Genomic DNA, 16,458 nt, shown 5'->3' on the forward strand with positions numbered 1-16,458 from the left:
GGCGCGCGCCGTGTGGCAGCATCGCGGCGTGCCATCTCTGACTCGCGACGAAGCCCGGCAGCGGGCGCAGCTCATCACCGTGGACCGGATGGAGGTCGACCTCGACCTCGACCGCGGCGCCGAGCAGTTCGGCTCCACAGCGCGGATCCGGTTCTCCTGCAACGCCCCGGGTGAGACCACGTTCCTCGACCTGCGACCCGTGTCGGTCGAGTCGGTCGTGCTCAACGGCGCGCCCCTCGACGTCGGGTCGGTCCACGGCGGCCGGGTGGCGCTGAGGGACCTGCGCGCCGAGAACACCGTCGAGGTGACCGCGACGATGACCTACTCGCGCGACGGGCAGGGACTGCACCGCAGCACCGACCCGGCCGACGGGGAGGACTACGTCTACGGGCACCTGTTCCTCGACGCGGCGCCAACGGTGTTCGCCTGCTTCGACCAGCCCGACCTCAAGGCGCCCTACGCCGTGTCGGTCCGTGCGCCGCAGGAGTGGGTCGTCCTCGGCAACGGCCGAGCGACCCGGACCGGGCCGGGGGAGTGGGAGCTCAGCGAGACCCTGCCGCTGGCCACCTACTTCGTCACCGTGTGCGCCGGGCCGTGGGTGTCCGTGCACGACGAGCACGACGGCATCCCCCTGGGGATCCACGCCCGCCGCAGCCTGCGCGCCGACCTCGAGCGGCACGCCCCGCAGATGCTCGAGGTGACCAAGCAGTCCTTCGACCACTTCCACCGGACCTTCGACGTGCGCTACGCGTTCGGCGACTACGACCAGGTCTTCGTGCCCGAGTTCAACGCCGGTGCCATGGAGAACCCGGGCTGCGTGACCTTCCGCGACCCGATGCTGTTCCGCGGGGCGGCCACCCGGGAGCAGGTCCTCCAGCGCAGCAACACCATCGCCCACGAGATGGCCCACATGTGGTTCGGCGACCTCGTGACGATGCGCTGGTGGGACGACCTGTGGCTCAACGAGTCGTTCGCAGAGTTCATGGCCTACACGGCGACGAGCGCCGCGACCGAGTTCACCGACTCGTGGGTCGAGTTCGGGATCGCGCGCAAGCAGTGGGGGTATGCCGCCGAGCGCGCACCCAGCACCCACCCCGTCGCCGGGTCACCGGCACCGGACGCCCAGAGCGCCCTCGAGAACTTCGACGGCATCTCCTACGCCAAGGGCGCCTCGGTCCTGCGCCAGCTCATCGCCCACATCGGCGAGGAGGCGTTCAACACCGGTGTCACGGCATACCTCCGCTCCCACGAGCACGGCAACGGCGAGCTGTCCGAGTTCCTCGAGGCGATGGAGGCCACCCACGGTGCCTCGCTCGCGGACTGGAGCCGGGCCTGGCTCGAGACCGCGGGCGTCGACGTCATCGCGCTCGACCGCGACGGGACGCTGACCCGGACCGTGCCGGAGGCGCACCCCGCCGACCGCACGCACGCCCTCGACGTCGCGGGGTTCACCGGCGGCGCCGAGACCTTCCGCACCCCCGTCACGCTCGACGCCCCGCAGGTGCGGCTGGACGCGGTGCCGGACTCCGCCGTGCTCCTGCCCAACGCCGGTGACCTCACCTGGGCCGTCGTCGACCTCGACGCCGCCTCGCTCGCGGCCCTGCCGGCCGAGCTGTCGCGGATCCCGGACACCACCGCCCGCTCGGTCCTCTGGGGCGCGGTGCTCACCGGGGTCTTCCGGGCGAGCGTCGACCCCAAGGTCGCGCTCGACGTCTTCACGGCGGCCTGGCCGCTGGAGTCCCACGACGCCCTGATGTCCCGGGTGGCCACCGCGTTCAACGACCGGATCCTCCCGACGTTCCTCGCGGAGGACGACGTGGAGGCGGCCGAGGAGCGACTCGCCGGCGCGGCGCTCATGGCGTTCCAGGGAGCGACACCCGGGTCGGACCGGGCCCTCGTGGCGGCGCGGGTCCTGGCCGCTGCGACGACCGACGAGGATCGGCTCTCGGCGTGGGTCGACGGGCGCTCCCTCCCCGAGGGTCTCGAGGGCGACTCCGACTTCCGGTGGCTCGTCGTGCAGACCATGGCTCGTCTCGGGCTCGCCGACGACACGCTCATCGCCGGAGTCGAGGCGGACGACACGACGCTCTCCGGGCACCTGGCCGGGCTCACGGCACGCGCCGCCCGCCCCGAGGCCTCGGACAAGGAATGGGCGTGGGCCGAGATCACCGAGAACCGGGAGCGCTCCAACTACGAGCTCAACGCGCTCGCGACCGGGTTCTGGTCGAGCGGGTCCATCGAGACCTTGCGACCGTATGCCGCCCGCTACGTCACCGACATCCCCCGCCTCGCGCAGTGGCTGGGCGCGGACGCGCACGACCGGGTCGCGAGCCTGGCCTTCCCCTCGCGGGTGGTCGAGCCCGGGACCGTCGAGCTGGTGCGCACGGCGATGGCCGGCCCCCGCCTCACCGCCGGCGTGCGGCGCGCGATGGGTGACGAGCTGTCCAAGCTCGAGGAGGCGCTGACCTCCCGCTCGCGCTGGGCCGGCTGAGCCCGCTCCTGCCGTCGCGCGAGTGGTGAGGGCTCAGAGCCCGCAGAAGGCTGCGCCGACCTCGGCGAAGTTCTCCTGGGCCTGCGGGGCACTGTGCGACCCCGGGCCTGCCTGCGGGTTGTGCTCGAGCACCTTCATGCAGGCGTTCCCCGTGTGGGCGGGAGCCGTCGGGTTGGGCTGAGGCGACGCGGACGCCGGAGCGGCGGCGCAGAGAGCCAGCGCGGACAGCAGCATCGTGAGCTTCTTCATGGCTTCCTCCGGGCGCGGGGCACTGGGCGGTCCAGACCCCTGCCGTCTCGCAACGTACGCCTCCCCGGGTGGGAGGCCAATGGCACTGATGACCCTGCCACCGGCGCGCCCGTCGTGTGCGCGTCGACGCTCTCGGCCGTTGTGGCGAACCTCGGACGTGGGCGGAGTCCTGTCGATACGCTGGAGAGACCCGGAGGGCGCCGTCGGCACGATCTCGGCGGCGAGTCGCCGCTGGCAGGAGCCCGCGGCGAGGGAGCCGCGGGCAGGTCCTCGCGGCAGGTGAAGGGAACTGGTTCGACATGGCCACGAAGACACAGAACATCACCCGGGCAGCGCTGGTGGGCGTCACGGCGGCGACGCTCGGCATCGGCGCCGCTGCGTCCGCGTCGGGGGCGCCGGACACCTGGCTGCCCAACGCGACCCTCACGTGTGGCAGCACCACGCTGGCTCCGAGCGACTGGGTGGCCGTGCCGCCGTCGGACTCGCTGTGGATCCTCACCGGTGACCTCGCGGGTCACTACGTCATCCTCCGGGACGCCCACTACCTCGCGACCACTGCCGAGCAGGCCGCCCAGGCGCCAGCCACGGACTACGCGGGCCTCCCGGAGCTCGAGACCCGGTCGTGGGGCACCAAGGCAGGCCTCACGGGTTCCGCCTTCACCTGTGACTTCTCCTCGCAGTGGGGGGACGGAGGCGAGGGGACCGAGTGGATCGTGGGCCCGGTCACGATCGCGCGCGCCCCGGGATCCAGCCGCTGACGAGAGGCCGCCACGCGCGGGGCGGCTTCGTCAGCGGTAGTTCGTGTACTGCAGCGCGACGTCGAGGTCGGCAGCGGTGAGCATGCGCTGCACCGCCTGGAGGTCGTCGCGCGACTTGCTGCTCACGCGCAGCTCGTCGCCCTGGATCTGCGACTTGACGCCCTTGGGCCCCTCGTCGCGGATCATCTTGTTGATCTTCTTCGCGTTCTCGGTCGAGATGCCCTGCTTGAGCGGCACGTCGAGCTTGTACTCCTTGCCCGACAGTCGCGGCCCGGCCTCGGGGACGTCGAGGTGCTTGAGCGACACCTTGCGCTTGACGAGCCAGGTCTGGACGACGTCGAGGACGGCGAGGACGCGCTCCTCGGAGTTGGCCTGCATGGAGATCGACTCACCCGACAGCTCGACCTTGGCGCCCACGTTCTTGAAGTCGTAGCGGTTGGCGACCTCCTTGGCCGCGGCGTTGACCGCGTTGGCGACCTCCTGCTTGTCGTAGTTGCTCACGATGTCCATCGAGCTGTCCGCCACGGGTCCTCCAGGGTCGAGTTTCGGGTTCAGGGTCTCGGCTTGCTATCCTTCCACGCGCACGGCGGGTTGCCCGAGCGGCCAATGGGAGTGGACTGTAAATCCATCGCGAAAGCTTCGAAGGTTCGAATCCTTCACCCGCCACCACGTGCTCGAGGGCCCTTGACCGTATGCCGGTCAGGGGCCTTCGTCGTGGCACCTCAGGTCGTGCGCCCACGCAGCCATGTGCGGACGTGCTTGCGCGGGAGCTGTCGCAGCGCCTCCTCGTAGTCCCGCTCAGCGGAGCGAGCGCGCAGCTGCTCTCCTGCGTGGAGCCGACCGGCGCCGAACGCCACGGTGACGTCGCCGTCAGCCCGTGCGGCGAGGTCCTGCAGCCAGGCTCGCGCGGCGACGGCGTCCTGATGGGCACCCAGTGCCTCCTGCAGCGCCTTCGCCTGCGTGACGAGGGTCTTCGCCGGCGTGCCGAGCACCGGGATCGCGGACTCGGCGGAGTACCGCAGCCTCTTGGCCTTCTTGCGGACCTCGTGCAGCGCCGCGTCGTGCGCGTGACCGGGGGCGGAGCGGGTAACGACCTCGGCGGCTCGTCGCACCCGTCGCACGTCACGCGCGAGGATCCCGGGGAGCGCGGAGCGCGCCCGACGAGTGCTCGGGGGCAGCGCCGTGGGGGACTCCACGATGGCCTCGAGCGACGTGACCAGACGTCCGTAACGTTCGCTCGCCACGGCTTCCAGCGCCGCGTGGCGCCCTGCGCGGTGCGCCTGTTCGAGGTCGTGGTCGATCCGCGAGCGCAGCGACGCGGAGGCAGTGTCGTTGGGCTGGCCGAGCTCGCCGTCGAGCATCTCGTCCAGGTGGCGTCGCAGGACCTCGAAGTCGCGAGCCGGGCCCAGCGACAGCCCCAGCCATCGCAGCTCCTCACGGACGGGCTCGACGATGCCCGGGTCCACGTGCTCCTGATAGCTGGCGAGCACCGACCGCAGGCGGCGGGCGGCGATCCGCAGCTGGTGGACCTTCTCACCCTGCAGGCCGGCGTCGTGCTCCCTGAGGACGACCAGCTGCTCGGCGAGGTAGGCGCGCAGCACCTCACTGGCGTCGGACCGGCGACGGGGCGGTGTCGACGGCGGCTCGTCCCCGCGTTCGGGTGCGTCCTCCGCCAGGGCTCGGGCCACCTTCGACGACGCGGGCGCCGGGCGGGCGCCGGCAGCCACCACGGCGGCCGTCAGGGTCTCGAGAAGGTCACGGTTGCCGTCAGTGAGCTCGATCTCCCACTCCCGCCAGTGGCGGTGCAGGGTGGGCGGGACGAGCCGCTCGGTGCGCACGACGTCGTCACAGAAGAGTGCGATGTCGGCGCCGGACGCGTCACGCAAAGCGCGCTCGGTCCGGTGCGTCGTCACCCGAGCGACGGGCACGAGCGGCCTCGACCCGATGACCGGCTCCACCAGCACGCGCAGCCGCTTCGGCACGGTGCGGACCGCCCGACCGAGTGGCAGGCGCGTCTCGGTGCGCGTGCCGGGACCGGAGGGCCCTTCACGTGCCAACCCTCGTCGGCCCCGCCGACCCGCCGCCGCAGGGCGAAGCAGCTCGCCCTCGACGGTGTCGAAGTACAGCGCCTCCAGGTCGATCTCGACCGCGCGTGCGACCTCGGCGACGGCGGCGATGTCGCTGAACGAGGGGCACTCGGTGTCGGGCTCGACGGCGAACTTGCGCTCGACCTCCTCGTGACGCGTCGCTGCCATGACGTCATCCTCGCGGACGAGCACGGCCCTGCGGAGGGTTCTGTGACCAGCCGCTGACGTCAGGTCGGCGCCAGCCCGTATGCCGGTCAGGGGCCTTCGTCCTGTGCCTGCGGACCGTGGACGGTGCGGTTCGGGGTAGAACTGCGGTGACCGCGAAAGGACGATGCGCATGCCCGTGTGGGCCGAGGCAGGACTGTGGGGGCTCCTCGCGGGCGCCGCACTGGTGCTCGGCGCCGGCATCGCCTGGTTCGTCAAGGTGCCGCAGCGGGTCGTGGCCACCGTCATGGCGTTCGGGGCTGGCGTGCTCATCTCGGCCCTGTCGTTTGACCTCGTCGACGAGGCGGAGTCCGTCGGCGGGCTCGTGCCCACCGCAGCGGGCTTCATGGGCGGGGCGGTCATCTACGTCGCGGCCAACGTGGCCCTCGCCAAGCGCGGTGCACGGCACCGCAAGCGGTCGCACGAGATCCAGGGCTCGGAGGAGGAGACGCCGGGCAGCGGCGCCGCCATCGCGATCGGTGCCCTGCTCGACGGGATCCCCGAGTCGATCGTCCTGGGGCTCAGCCTGCTCGGCGGGGGCGGTGCCGGGATCCCGGTCTTCGCCGCGATCTTCCTGTCCAACCTCCCCGAGGGGCTGTCGAGCGCAGCGGGGATGAAGGTGTCAGGACGCAGCGCTCGCTACGTCTTCGGCGTCTGGGCCACTATCGCGATCACCACCGGCCTGGCCGGGCTGCTCGGCGTGCTCCTGCTGGAGGGGGCGGCGCCGGAGACCGTCGCCGCCATCACGGCGCTTGCGGCCGGGGCCATCCTCGCCATGGTCGCCGACACGATGATCCCGGAGGCCTTCGAGAAGACGCACATGTATGCCGGCCTCGCCGCAACCGTGGGCTTCATGGCGGCGTTCGTCCTCAGCCACGCCTGACCGTCAGGGCGCGATGACCTGGCGCACCTCGGTGCCGGCGTGCAGCCGGTCGAGGGCGAGGTTGACGTCGTCGAGGGGGACCCGGCTCGACGTGACGAGGGCGTCGGCCGGGAGCAGCCCCGCGGCATACAGGTCGAAGAGCCGCGGCAGGTCGCGGCGGGGGACCGACGAGCCCATGTAGGAGCCGAGGATCGACTTCTCCTCCGCGACGAGCGACGCGATCGAGACGCCGACCTCGTGTCGGGGGTGCGGCAGCCCGGCGACGACGATCCGGCCCCCGGTGCGCGCCGCGGCGTATGCGGTGGCGAGGGCGCCCGGGTGCCCTGCGGCCTCGACGGCCACGTGCACGCCGCCGCCGGTGAGGTCACGGATCTCCTGCACGGCGGTGTCGCTCGCGAGCACGCCGTGGGTGGCGCCGACCGCCCGCGCGGAGTCGAGCTTCGAGGCGACGGCGTCGACGGCGATGACGGGGTGGGCCCCGGCGAGGGCCGCGGCCATGACGGCGGAGATGCCGACCCCGCCGAGCCCGACGACCGCGACGGACTCGCCGGGGCGCACCTGCGCCGTGTTGAGGACGGCACCGGCGCCGGTGAGCACGGCGCAGCCGAAGACCGCGGCCGTCTCGAGCGGCACGGCGTCCGGAACCGGCACGAGGGAGCGCGGCGACACGACGGTCAGCTCGGAGAACGCCGAGACGCCGAGGTGGTGGTGGAGCTCGCGCCCGTCGGCGTCGCGGAAGGGGCGCCGGCCGGTGACGAGCCGGGCCTCCCGGTTGGCGGCCTGGCCGTCGGCGCACCGGACCGGGTTGCCGCCCGCGCAGTCGGCGCAGCTCCCGCACGAGGGGACGTACGAGCAGACGACGCGGTCGCCCACCGCGACCGAGGTGACCCCGGCTCCGACCTCCTCGACGACACCGGCGGCCTCGTGGCCGAGGACCATCGGGAGCGGGCGTGGTCGGTCGCCGTTGACGACCGACAGGTCGGAGTGGCAGAGCCCGGCGGCGACGATCCGGACGAGCACCTCGCCCGGGCCGGGTCCGTCGAGGGTCACCTCCTCGACGGAGAGGGGCAGCGACTCGGCGAAGGGATGGACCCCGGTGGACGCGCGCAGGACCGCCGCCCTCGTCGTGATGCCCATGGGTGCCCCTGTCGTGTGCGGGTCGGGTCGTGGTCCGGAACCCCACCGTAGGCGTGCCTCCGCCCCCACGCCCCGGCTGTCGTGCCTTCGGCGCCCGTCCGCGCGTCCACCACGGCGGTGGCACAGTGTGCGGATGGTGCATGACGACGTGGTCGGACTCGTCCTCGCGGCGGGAGCCGGCCGCCGGATGGGCGGGCCCAAGGGCCTGCTCCGGCTCGCTCCGTCCGGCCCCACCTTCGTCGAGACCGCCGTGGCACGCCTGCGCGAGGCCGGGGTGGGGGAGGTCCACGTCGTCGTGGGGGCCTCCGCATCGGCCGTCGCGGCGCTCGCGGAGAAGGCAGGAGCCCGCGTCGTCGAGGCCCCCGACTGGGACGAGGGGATGGGCGCCTCGCTGCGCCACGGCCTCGACGCCCTGGCGGGCACGAGCGCGCAGGCGGCCCTGGTCATGCTCGTCGACCTCCCCGACGTCGGGTCGGCCGCCCACGTGCGGGTGCTGGAGGTGGCCCGCGCCAGCGCGGCGAGCGCGGCGGACGGTGGGCTCGGCAGCCTCCTGGTGCGGGCGGCATACGACGGGAAGCCGGGGCACCCCGTCCTGCTCGGGCGTGAGCACTGGGACGCGATCCGGGAGGGCGCGGTGGGTGACCGCGGAGCCCGCGGCCACCTCGACGCCGCCAGCACGCTCCTCGTCGAGTGCGGCGACCTCGCCACCGGCCGCGACGTCGACCGGCCCGCGGACCTCTGACCCCAGTTCCGGGGGAGTGCGTCGCCCCGGGAGGCGGCGCGTGTGACGATGCGGGCATGGACTTCTCCACCGCGGCGGACCTGCGCCGGCGACTCGAGGACACCGGCTACCTCGGTGACGACGCGCTGGCCACCGTCGCATGGCTCGCCCACCGGCTCGACCGGCCGCTGCTGCTCGAGGGCGAACCGGGCACGGGCAAGACCGCCCTCGCCGAGGCCCTCGCCGAGGCCGGGGGCGTCCCCCTCATCCGGCTCCAGTGCCACGAGGGCATCGACGCGAGCCAGGCCCTCTACGACTGGGACTTCCCGCGCCAGATCCTCCACCTGCGCGCGGTCGAGACGGTCGGGGCGGTCGGCGGCGCCACGGCGCTCGAGGACGTCGAGGCCAGCCTCTTCGACGAGCGCTTCCTCCTCGCCCGGCCGGTCCTGCGGGCACTCCGTGAGGCCCCGGCGGTGCTCCTCGTCGACGAGATCGACCGGGCCGACGACGAGTTCGAGGCGTTCCTGCTGGAGGTCCTCTCGACGTGGCAGGTGAGCATCCCCGAGCTCGGCACGATCAAGGCCGAAACGCCGCCGCTCGTCGTCCTCACCTCGAACCGCACCCGGGAGGTGCACGACGCCCTCAAGCGACGCTGCCTCTACCACTGGCTCGAACACCCCTCTCTCGAGCGGGAGCTGGCGATCGTCCGGACCCGAGCGCCCGAGGTCCCCAAGGAGCTGGCCGAGCAGGTCGTCCGTGCCGTCCACGCGATCCGTGCCGACGCCGAGCTCATCAAGCCGCCGGGCGTCGCCGAGACCCTCGACTGGGCGCGGGCCCTCCACGAGCTCGGCACGAGGGAGCTCGACACCGCCTCCGTGGCCGCGACCCTCGGTGTCGCGGTGAAGTACCGCGAGGACGGCGCCCGCGTCCGCGCGTCGCTCGACCGGCTGATGGCGCGGTGACCCGGTCGTGACGACCGCGGTGCGCCCGGCCGAGGAGGTCCTCCTCGGCTTCGCGCGCGCCCTCCGAGCCGCGGGTGTCGCGGTCACCGCCGACCGGGAGCGCACCTACCTGCTGGCCGTCTCGACCGTGGGCCTGGACGACCAGGCCGCGACGTATGCCGCGGGGCGGGCCACGCTGTGCGGCTCACCGTCAGACCTCGAGCGCTACGACCTCGTGTATGCCGCATGGTTCGGTGCCGAACGCCCCGGCGCGGCCCGCCGTGCTCCCGTCCGACCCCCGACGACGATGGCCGACCTGCGGGGTGAGCCGCCGCCGGGCGAACCGGACGAGGGCCTCGACCAGGATGCGGTCCGGGCGACGGCCAGCGACACGGAGGTGCTGCGGCACAGGGACATCGCCGCGATGTCGGCGAGCGAGCGCGCGATGCTCACGCGGATGTTCGCGACGCTCCGGCCGCGACCACCGAGGCGGCTCGCCCACCGACGCAGGCCCTCCCGACGCGGCGACGTCGATGCCCGGGCGACGTTGCGCGACATGCTGCGCCGCCACGGCGAGCCCGGCCCGATCCGCCACCGTCGTCGCACCGACCGGCCCCGCCGTGTCGTCCTGCTGCTCGACGTGTCGGGGTCGATGAGCGCCTACGCCGACTCCCTCCTGCGGCTCGCGCACGTGTGGTGCCGGTCCGACGGCCCGGTCGAGGTCTTCACGCTCGGGACCCGCCTCACCCACGTCACCGCCGCCCTGCGCCAGCCCGACGCGGACCGGGCCCTCGTGGCAGCCGGTCGCGCCATCCCGGACTGGTCCGGGGGCACCCGCCTGGCCGACGGCCTCAGGGCGTTCCTCGACCGCTGGGGACGGCGGGGGATGGCCCGCGGCGCCGTCGTCGTCGTCATCAGCGACGGGTGGGAGCGGACCGACCCCGATGCCCTCGCGGAGCAGATGCGCCGGGTCGCCGGCCTCGCCCACCGCGTCGTCTGGGCCAACCCGCACCAGGGGCACGCGGCCTACGAGCCGGTGCAGCAGGGCATCGTCGCGGCCCTGCCGTACGTTGACACCTTCGTCGCCGGCCACTCGATGGCCGCGTTCGCCGAGCTCCTGGAGGTGGTTGCGGATGCGTGAGGTCCTCACCGAGCTGCGCCGGTGGTGGGACGCCGGAGAGAGCACCGCCGTCGGCACCGTCGTCGACACCTTCCGCTCCTCGCCCCGCCCGCCCGGCGCCTCGATGCTCGTCGGGCCGAGCGGTGAGGCCGTCGGGTCCGTCTCCGGAGGCTGCGTCGAGGGCGCCGTCTACGAGGAGGGTCAGGACGTCCTGCGCTCGGGCACGGCACGACTCGTGCACTACGGCATCTCGGACGACACGGCATACAGCGTGGGCCTGACCTGTGGGGGACAGCTCGACGTCTTCGTCGAGCAGGTCGACCGCCGGACCTTCCCCGACTTCGGCGAGGTCGCCGACGACATCGACGCGGGGCGCCCCGTCGCCGTCGCGACGGTCGTGGCCCACCCCGACCCGGCCCGCGTCGGGAGCCGGCTCGTCGTGCGCCCCGACACGGTGAGCGGGTCGCTGGGGTCGCGGCGCGCCGACGAGGCCGTCACCGACGACGTGCGCGGACTCCTCGCCACCGCCCAGACCGAGACGTTGACCTACGGCCCGGAGGGGGAACGACGGGGCGAGGGCATGCGCGTCTTCGTCGCCGCCCACGCCCCCAAGCCGCGGATGATCGTCTTCGGCGCCATCGACTTCGCGGCGGCGGTCGCCGAGCTCGGCCACTTCCTCGGGTATGCCGTCACGGTGTGCGATGCGCGTCCGGTCTTCGCGACCCCCGCACGGCTCCCGGCCGCGGACGAGGTCGTCGTCGCGTGGCCGCACACCTACCTCACGGCCGAGGCGGCGGCCGGCCGGGTCGACGGGCGCACCGTGCTCTGCGTGCTCACCCACGACCCGAAGTTCGACGTGCCCCTGCTCGAGGTCGCGCTGCGGCTGCCCGAGGTGGGCTACGTCGGGGCCATGGGGTCGCGGCGCACCCACGACGAGCGCACGGAGCGCCTGCGCGAGGCCGGGCTGACCGACGACGAGCTGGCCCGGTTGTCGTCGCCGATCGGGCTCGACCTCGGCGCGCGCACCCCCCAGGAGACCGCGGTGTCGATCGCCGCGGAGATCATCGCGCTCCAGTGGGGAGGTCACGGCGACCGCCTCTCCGAGCGCGGCGGGCCGATCCACCTGCACGGCTGACCCCGACCCCGTCGGGACATGGGCGCGCCGCCCCATGCGGCTCGAACCTGGGACTTTCCCCGAACGCTTGCGACGGACGTCGATGTGAGTTCAAGATCAACTACCGCACCACCCCGCCAAGGAAGGGTCAATGATGACTCGGATTTCGGTCACGGTCGACGGCTCGACCTACAGCGACGAGGTCGAGCCCCGCATGCTCCTCGTGCACTACCTGCGAGAGGTGGTGGGCAAGGTGGGGACCGTGATCGGCTGCGACACGAGCAACTGCGGCGCGTGCACCGTCCACCTCGACGGGGTGAGCGTGAAGTCGTGCAACCTGTTGGCCGTCCAGGCCGACGGGCACGAGGTGTCGACGATCGAGGGCCTGGCCAGGGACGGAGTCCTGCACCCGATGCAGGAGGCGTTCCGGGCGTGCCACGCCCTCCAGTGCGGCTACTGCACGCCGGGGATGATCATGCAGAGCCTTGACGTGGTCCGGGAGAACCCGACCCCGTCCGAGGAGGAGATCCGCAAGGGCCTCGAGGGGAACCTCTGCCGGTGCACCGGCTACCACAACATCGTGCGCGCGGTGGAGCAGGGCGCCGCCGCGATGGCCGGCAGCCGCACCGCCGACGTCATGGCGGGTGAGTGACATGAGCATCAGCCCCGAGGCGGTGGCCGAGGAGATCGAGGACCGGGTCGACGTCGACGACACCGGTGGCGGTGGCGAGGTCGGCCGCGCCCGTGTCCGCAAGGAGGACCAGCGGCTCATCACCGGCCGCACGAGGTGGACCGACAACATCGTCCTGCCCGGCATGCTGCACATCGTCACCGTGCGCAGCCCGTTCGCCCACGCGAGGATCACGGCGATCGACACGACCGAGGCGAAGGCGTCGCCCGGCGTCATGGACGTCATCACCGGCGCCGACGTCAAGGACGAGCAGGGCGCGCTCCCGTGCGCCTGGCCGATCACGGCCGACCAGAAGAGCCAGCCCCACCCCGCCATCGCCGTCGACCGGGTCGCCTTCGCCGGCGAGGTCGTGGCCGTCGTCGTGGCGCGCACCGTCGCCCAGGCGCGCGACGCCGCCGAGCTCGTCGACGTCGACTACGACGAGCTGCCCGCGGTGCTCGACCTGCGCACCGCGGCCGCGGGAGGCGACCTCGCCCACCCCGACCTCGGGACCAACGTCAGCGCGACGTGGGTGTTCGACTCCAAGGAGGCCGGCACCGGCGACGACGTCGACGCCGCGATCGAGACCGCCAGGGCCGAGGGCATCGTCCTCGAGCGGGAGTACCGGCAGCAGCGGCTCATCCCGTCGTTCATGGAGCCGCGTTCGGTCGTCGTCGACCCCACCGGCGAGCAGATGACGATGTGGTCCTCCACGCAGGTGCCCCACATCCTCAGGCTCATGCTCGCGCTGACCCTCGACGTCTCCGAGTCCAAGGTCCGGGTCATCGCGCCCGATGTCGGCGGCGGCTTCGGCGGCAAGCTCCAGGTCACGCCCGAGGAGATCATCACGTTCCTCGCGGCCCGTCGGACGGGCCGCCCGGTCAAGTGGACCGAGACGCGCAGCGAGTCGCTGCTCTCGGCCCACCACGGCCGCGACCAGTGGCAGAAGCTCACCCTGGCCGCGACCAAGGACGGCACCGTCACCGGTCTCAAGGTCGACCTGCTCGCCGACATGGGTGCCTACCTCGGCCTCGTCACGCCGGGCGTCCCGATCCTCGGGGCGTTCATGTACAACGCGATCTACAAGTTCCCGGCGTACCGCTTCACCTGCGAGAACATCTTCACCAACAAGACGTGGACCGACGCCTACCGCGGGGCCGGACGGCCCGAGGCCACCTTCGCCATCGAACGGCTCATGACCGAGCTCGCCGTGGAGCTCGGTGTCGACCCGCTGGAGATCCGCGAGAAGAACTGGATCAAGCACGAGGAGTTCCCGTTCGCGAGCGTGTGTGGCCTCGAGTACGACTCGGGCAACTATGAGGCGGCCACGGCCCGCGCCAAGGAGCTCTTCGACTATGACGGCCTCCGCGCCGAGCAGAAGCGGCGCCGTGAGAGCGGCGACACCGTGCAGCTCGGTCTCGGCATCTCGACCTTCACGGAGATGTGCGGGCTCGCACCGTCGCGCGTCCTCGGCTCGTTGAGCTACGGCGCGGGAGGGTGGGAGAACGCCAGTGTGCGGATGCTGCCCACCGGCAAGGTCGAGGTCGTCACCGGGTCGTCAGCCCACGGCCAGGGCCACGAGACCGCGTGGAGCCAGATCGTCGCCGACGAGCTCGGCATCCCGTTCGAGGACATCGAGATCCTCCACGGCGACACCCAGGTCTCGGCCCGGGGCATGGACACCTACGGCTCGCGCAGCCTCGTCGTGGGCGGGCAGGCAGTCATCATGGCCTCGCGCAAGGTCGTCGAGAAGGCCAAGCCCATCGCGGCCCACCTGCTCGAGGCGGCGGTCGAGGACCTCGAGTTCTCGGCTGGCTCCTTCACGGTCCGTGGCACGGGCAAGGGGATCAGCCTGGGGGAGGTCTCGCTCGCGACCTTCGCGGGCCACAACCTGCCTGACGGCATCGAGCCCAACCTCGACTCGGACGCGACGTTCGACCCCTCGAACTTCTCGTTCCCGCACGGCACCCACCTGTGCGCGGTCGAGGTCGACACCGAGACCGGCCAGGTGAGGATGCGCGACTACGTCGCCGTCGACGACATCGGCAACGTCGTCAACCCGCTCATCGTCGAGGGCCAGGTCCACGGCGGTCTCCTCCAGGGCATCGCGCAGGCGCTCTGGGAGGAGGCGGTCCACGACGAGTCGGGCACGCTCGTCACGGGCTCCTTCGTCGACTACACGCTCCCGACCGCAGCCGACACGATCAGCTTCACGACCGACCGCACCGTGTCACCGGCCACGTCAAACGACCTCGGCGCCAAGGGTGTCGGCGAAGCCGGGTGCATCGCCTCGACCCCCGCGGTCGTCAACGCGGTCATCGACGCGGTGCGCCACTTCGGCGTCGACGACATCGTCATGCCGTGCACCCCCGAGCGGGTGTGGTCGGCGATCCAGTCGGCCCGGGCCGGCGGCACGAGCGAGACCACCCCCGAGGCCCAGCCGCACTTCGTCGAGGGTGAGCCCAACCAGGATCCCGGCACCGGAGCCGAAGGAGGCACCCGATGATCCCCGCAGCCTTCGACTACCTCGCCCCGACCTCGGTCGAGGACGCGCTCGCGGCGCTCGCCGAGCACGGCGACGAGGCCAAGGTGCTGGGCGGCGGCCAGTCGCTGCTCCCCGTCCTGCGGATGCGGCTCGGCGACCCCTCGGTCGTCGTCGACCTCGGCCGGATCGACGCGTTGCGCGGCATCACCGACGACGGCGACCACCTCGTCATCGGCGCGATGACGGCATACGTCGACCTCATCGCAAGCGAGGCCGTGCGCGAGCACGCGACCGTCCTCACCAAGGCCGTCGAGGAGGTGGCCGACCCCCAGATCCGCCACCGCGGCACCGTCGGTGGAGCGCTCGTGCACGCGGACCCGGCCGGTGACGTCGCGGCCCCGATCCTCGCTCTCGAGGCCCAGCTCGTCATCACCGGACCGGGTGGCGAGCGGACCGTCCCGGCGAGCGACTTCTTCACCGGCCTGTTCGAGACCGCCGTCGGCGACGGCGAGCTGCTCACGTCGATCCGCATCCCGAAGCACACGGGCTGGGGCGGGCACTACGAGAAGTTCGTGCGCGTCGTCCACCAGTGGTCGATCGTCGCCGTCGCGGCGACCGTGCGCACCGAGGGCGGCACGATCGCCGAGGCGCGCATCGGCCTGACGAACATGGGCCTCACCGCGTTGCGTGCGAGGAGCGTCGAGCAGGCCCTCGTCGGCTGCGAGGTCAGCGAGGCAGCCATCGGCGCGGCCTGCGCCTCGGCCGCCGACGGCACCGAGCCGCCGAGCGACCTCAACGGCAGTGCCGACTACCGGCGCGCGCTGGCCCCCGTCCTCACGAGGCGAGCCGTCCTGGCCGCGGCGGGAGGCTGATCCGTGGAGCTGCACCACGAGTTCACCGTGCCCGCGGACGCCGACCACGCCTGGGAGACCCTGCTCGACCTCGAACGCGTCGGCGGCTGCTTCCCCGGGGCCACCGTCACCGAGTTCTCGCACGACGGCTTCTCGGGCACGGTCAAGGTCAAGCTCGGTCCGATCTCGCTCGTGTATGCCGGCTCCGGCACCTTCGTCGAACGCGACGCCACCGCGCGGCGTGCCGTCATCGAGGCCATGGGCAAGGACAAGCGGGGCAACGGCACCGCAGGCGCGACCGTGACGCTCCAGCTCTCGCCCGTGGGTGACCAGACCAAGGTCGAGGTCGACACGGACCTGGCCATCACGGGCAAGCCGGCGCAGTTCGGTCGGGGCGTCATGCAGGACGTCTCCGACAAGCTGCTGCGCCAGTTCGTCGACTGCATCGAGAGCCAGTTCGTCGCTCCGGCGGAGGACGGTGCGGCTGCGGGCGTGGCAGGCGTGGCGTCGGCGCAGGCAGGTGACGAGGCGGAGGCCGCCGGGTCGGCGCACGCGGCCATGGCGGCCGCGTCCGCACCGGTGCGTGCACCGGCGGCGAGGCGACCCACACCGGTGGTCGACGAGGCGATCGACCTCGGTGCGGTCGCCCTGCCGTCGGCGGTCAGGCAGTGGGGACCGTATGCCGTCGCCGGCCTGATCGGGATCCTCATCGGCTACGCGATCGGTCGCGACCGCGGCTGACGGGCG

Annotated in this window: 15 protein-coding genes and 1 tRNA gene; 12 read left to right on the forward strand and 4 right to left on the reverse strand. The window is 72.6% G+C overall.

Translation table 11 applies throughout. The features are described from left to right. Positions 1-28: 28 nt before the first annotated feature. Positions 29-2,491 (forward strand): aminopeptidase N, encoded by a 2,463-nt coding sequence (gene pepN, locus N801_RS00420; protein WP_035931952.1) that lies wholly within the window; start codon positions 29-31, stop codon positions 2,489-2,491. Positions 2,492-2,524: 33 nt separating this feature from the next. Here the strand turns inward: pepN and N801_RS00425 are convergent, their stop codons facing one another. Continuing rightward, positions 2,525-2,740 carry a hypothetical protein gene (locus N801_RS00425; RefSeq protein WP_035931629.1) on the reverse strand — a complete coding sequence of 72 codons (216 nt, stop codon included), beginning with the start codon at positions 2,738-2,740 and terminating at the stop codon, positions 2,525-2,527. Between the two features lie 299 nt (positions 2,741-3,039). Here N801_RS00425 and N801_RS00430 point away from each other — a divergent pair, with 299 nt between their 5' ends. After that, a complete protein-coding gene (locus tag N801_RS00430) occupies positions 3,040-3,498 on the forward strand; it encodes a hypothetical protein (protein ID WP_035931632.1) in 459 nt (152 codons plus the stop codon). Between the two features lie 30 nt (positions 3,499-3,528). On the opposite strand, the gene N801_RS00435 is transcribed toward N801_RS00430, so the two are convergent. Next, positions 3,529-4,023, reverse strand: coding sequence for a YajQ family cyclic di-GMP-binding protein (locus N801_RS00435; protein WP_035931636.1), 495 nt, complete (start codon positions 4,021-4,023; stop codon positions 3,529-3,531). Positions 4,024-4,083: 60 nt separating this feature from the next. On the opposite strand from N801_RS00435, the gene N801_RS00440 reads away from it, so the two are divergent. Beyond that, positions 4,084-4,167, forward strand: a tRNA-Tyr gene (locus tag N801_RS00440). 53 nt (positions 4,168-4,220) lie between these two features. On the opposite strand, the gene N801_RS19465 is transcribed toward N801_RS00440, so the two are convergent. After that, positions 4,221-5,753 carry a CYTH and CHAD domain-containing protein gene (locus N801_RS19465; RefSeq protein WP_169744194.1) on the reverse strand — a complete coding sequence of 511 codons (1,533 nt, stop codon included), beginning with the start codon at positions 5,751-5,753 and terminating at the stop codon, positions 4,221-4,223. A 169-nt stretch (positions 5,754-5,922) separates the two neighbouring features. Here N801_RS19465 and N801_RS00450 point away from each other — a divergent pair, with 169 nt between their 5' ends. After that, a complete protein-coding gene (locus N801_RS00450; RefSeq protein ID WP_035931638.1) occupies positions 5,923-6,672 on the forward strand; it encodes a ZIP family metal transporter in 750 nt (249 codons plus the stop codon). Positions 6,673-6,675: 3 nt separating this feature from the next. On the opposite strand, the gene N801_RS00455 is transcribed toward N801_RS00450, so the two are convergent. After that, on the reverse strand, positions 6,676-7,809 hold the full coding sequence (locus N801_RS00455) for an alcohol dehydrogenase catalytic domain-containing protein (protein WP_156996373.1): 1,134 nt from the start codon (positions 7,807-7,809) through the stop codon (positions 6,676-6,678). Between the two features lie 133 nt (positions 7,810-7,942). Here N801_RS00455 and N801_RS00460 point away from each other — a divergent pair, with 133 nt between their 5' ends. The 8 genes from N801_RS00460 to N801_RS00495 all read left to right on the forward strand — a co-directional run bounded on the left by N801_RS00460 (position 7,943) and on the right by N801_RS00495 (position 16,452). Continuing rightward, positions 7,943-8,551: a nucleotidyltransferase family protein gene (locus N801_RS00460; RefSeq protein ID WP_035931641.1), complete on the forward strand. Its 609-nt coding sequence runs from the start codon at positions 7,943-7,945 to the stop codon at positions 8,549-8,551. A gap of 56 nt (positions 8,552-8,607) precedes the next feature. Then, a complete protein-coding gene (locus tag N801_RS00465; protein ID WP_035931644.1) occupies positions 8,608-9,492 on the forward strand; it encodes an AAA family ATPase in 885 nt (294 codons plus the stop codon). A gap of 7 nt (positions 9,493-9,499) precedes the next feature. Then, a complete protein-coding gene (locus tag N801_RS00470) occupies positions 9,500-10,612 on the forward strand; it encodes a vWA domain-containing protein (RefSeq protein ID WP_035931646.1) in 1,113 nt (370 codons plus the stop codon). Next, on the forward strand, positions 10,605-11,726 hold the full coding sequence (locus tag N801_RS00475) for an XdhC family protein (RefSeq protein WP_035931649.1): 1,122 nt from the start codon (positions 10,605-10,607) through the stop codon (positions 11,724-11,726). The genes N801_RS00470 and N801_RS00475 overlap by 8 nt, the downstream gene beginning before the upstream one ends. Positions 11,727-11,859: 133 nt before the next feature. Further along, on the forward strand, positions 11,860-12,357 hold the full coding sequence (locus N801_RS00480; protein ID WP_035931960.1) for a (2Fe-2S)-binding protein: 498 nt from the start codon (positions 11,860-11,862) through the stop codon (positions 12,355-12,357). A 1-nt stretch (position 12,358) separates the two neighbouring features. Continuing rightward, the gene (locus tag N801_RS00485; RefSeq protein WP_035931651.1) at positions 12,359-14,881 is read left to right on the forward strand and encodes a xanthine dehydrogenase family protein molybdopterin-binding subunit; all 2,523 of its coding nucleotides are present in this window, start codon (positions 12,359-12,361) and stop codon (positions 14,879-14,881) included. Next, positions 14,878-15,732 (forward strand): FAD binding domain-containing protein, encoded by an 855-nt coding sequence (locus N801_RS00490; protein WP_035931654.1) that lies wholly within the window; start codon positions 14,878-14,880, stop codon positions 15,730-15,732. Before N801_RS00485 ends, N801_RS00490 begins: the two co-directional genes overlap by 4 nt. A 3-nt stretch (positions 15,733-15,735) precedes the next feature. Next, positions 15,736-16,452, forward strand: a complete 717-nt coding sequence (locus N801_RS00495; RefSeq protein WP_035931656.1) for an SRPBCC family protein — start codon at positions 15,736-15,738, stop codon at positions 16,450-16,452. Positions 16,453-16,458: the final 6 nt, after the last annotated feature.

This window comes from Knoellia aerolata DSM 18566 (genome assembly GCF_000768695.1).
GTDB classification, from domain to species: Bacteria; Actinomycetota; Actinomycetes; order Actinomycetales; family Dermatophilaceae; genus Knoellia; species Knoellia aerolata.

Excerpts from the sequence above, each read along its gene's own strand:
- N801_RS00425 (WP_035931629.1), bottom strand. The coding sequence starts at position 2,740 with ATGAAGAAGCTCACGATGCTGCTGTCCGCGCTGGCTCTCTGCGCCGCC.
- N801_RS00430 (WP_035931632.1), top strand. The coding sequence starts at position 3,040 with ATGGCCACGAAGACACAGAACATCACCCGGGCAGCGCTGGTGGGCGTC.
- N801_RS19465 (WP_169744194.1), bottom strand. The coding sequence starts at position 5,753 with ATGGCAGCGACGCGTCACGAGGAGGTCGAGCGCAAGTTCGCCGTCGAG.
- N801_RS00450 (WP_035931638.1), top strand. The coding sequence starts at position 5,923 with ATGCCCGTGTGGGCCGAGGCAGGACTGTGGGGGCTCCTCGCGGGCGCC.
- N801_RS00455 (WP_156996373.1), bottom strand. The coding sequence starts at position 7,809 with ATGGGCATCACGACGAGGGCGGCGGTCCTGCGCGCGTCCACCGGGGTC.
- N801_RS00460 (WP_035931641.1), top strand. The coding sequence starts at position 7,943 with ATGGTGCATGACGACGTGGTCGGACTCGTCCTCGCGGCGGGAGCCGGC.
- N801_RS00465 (WP_035931644.1), top strand. The coding sequence starts at position 8,608 with ATGGACTTCTCCACCGCGGCGGACCTGCGCCGGCGACTCGAGGACACC.
- N801_RS00475 (WP_035931649.1), top strand. The coding sequence starts at position 10,605 with ATGCGTGAGGTCCTCACCGAGCTGCGCCGGTGGTGGGACGCCGGAGAG.
- N801_RS00480 (WP_035931960.1), top strand. The coding sequence starts at position 11,860 with ATGACTCGGATTTCGGTCACGGTCGACGGCTCGACCTACAGCGACGAG.
- N801_RS00485 (WP_035931651.1), top strand. The coding sequence starts at position 12,359 with ATGAGCATCAGCCCCGAGGCGGTGGCCGAGGAGATCGAGGACCGGGTC.
- N801_RS00490 (WP_035931654.1), top strand. The coding sequence starts at position 14,878 with ATGATCCCCGCAGCCTTCGACTACCTCGCCCCGACCTCGGTCGAGGAC.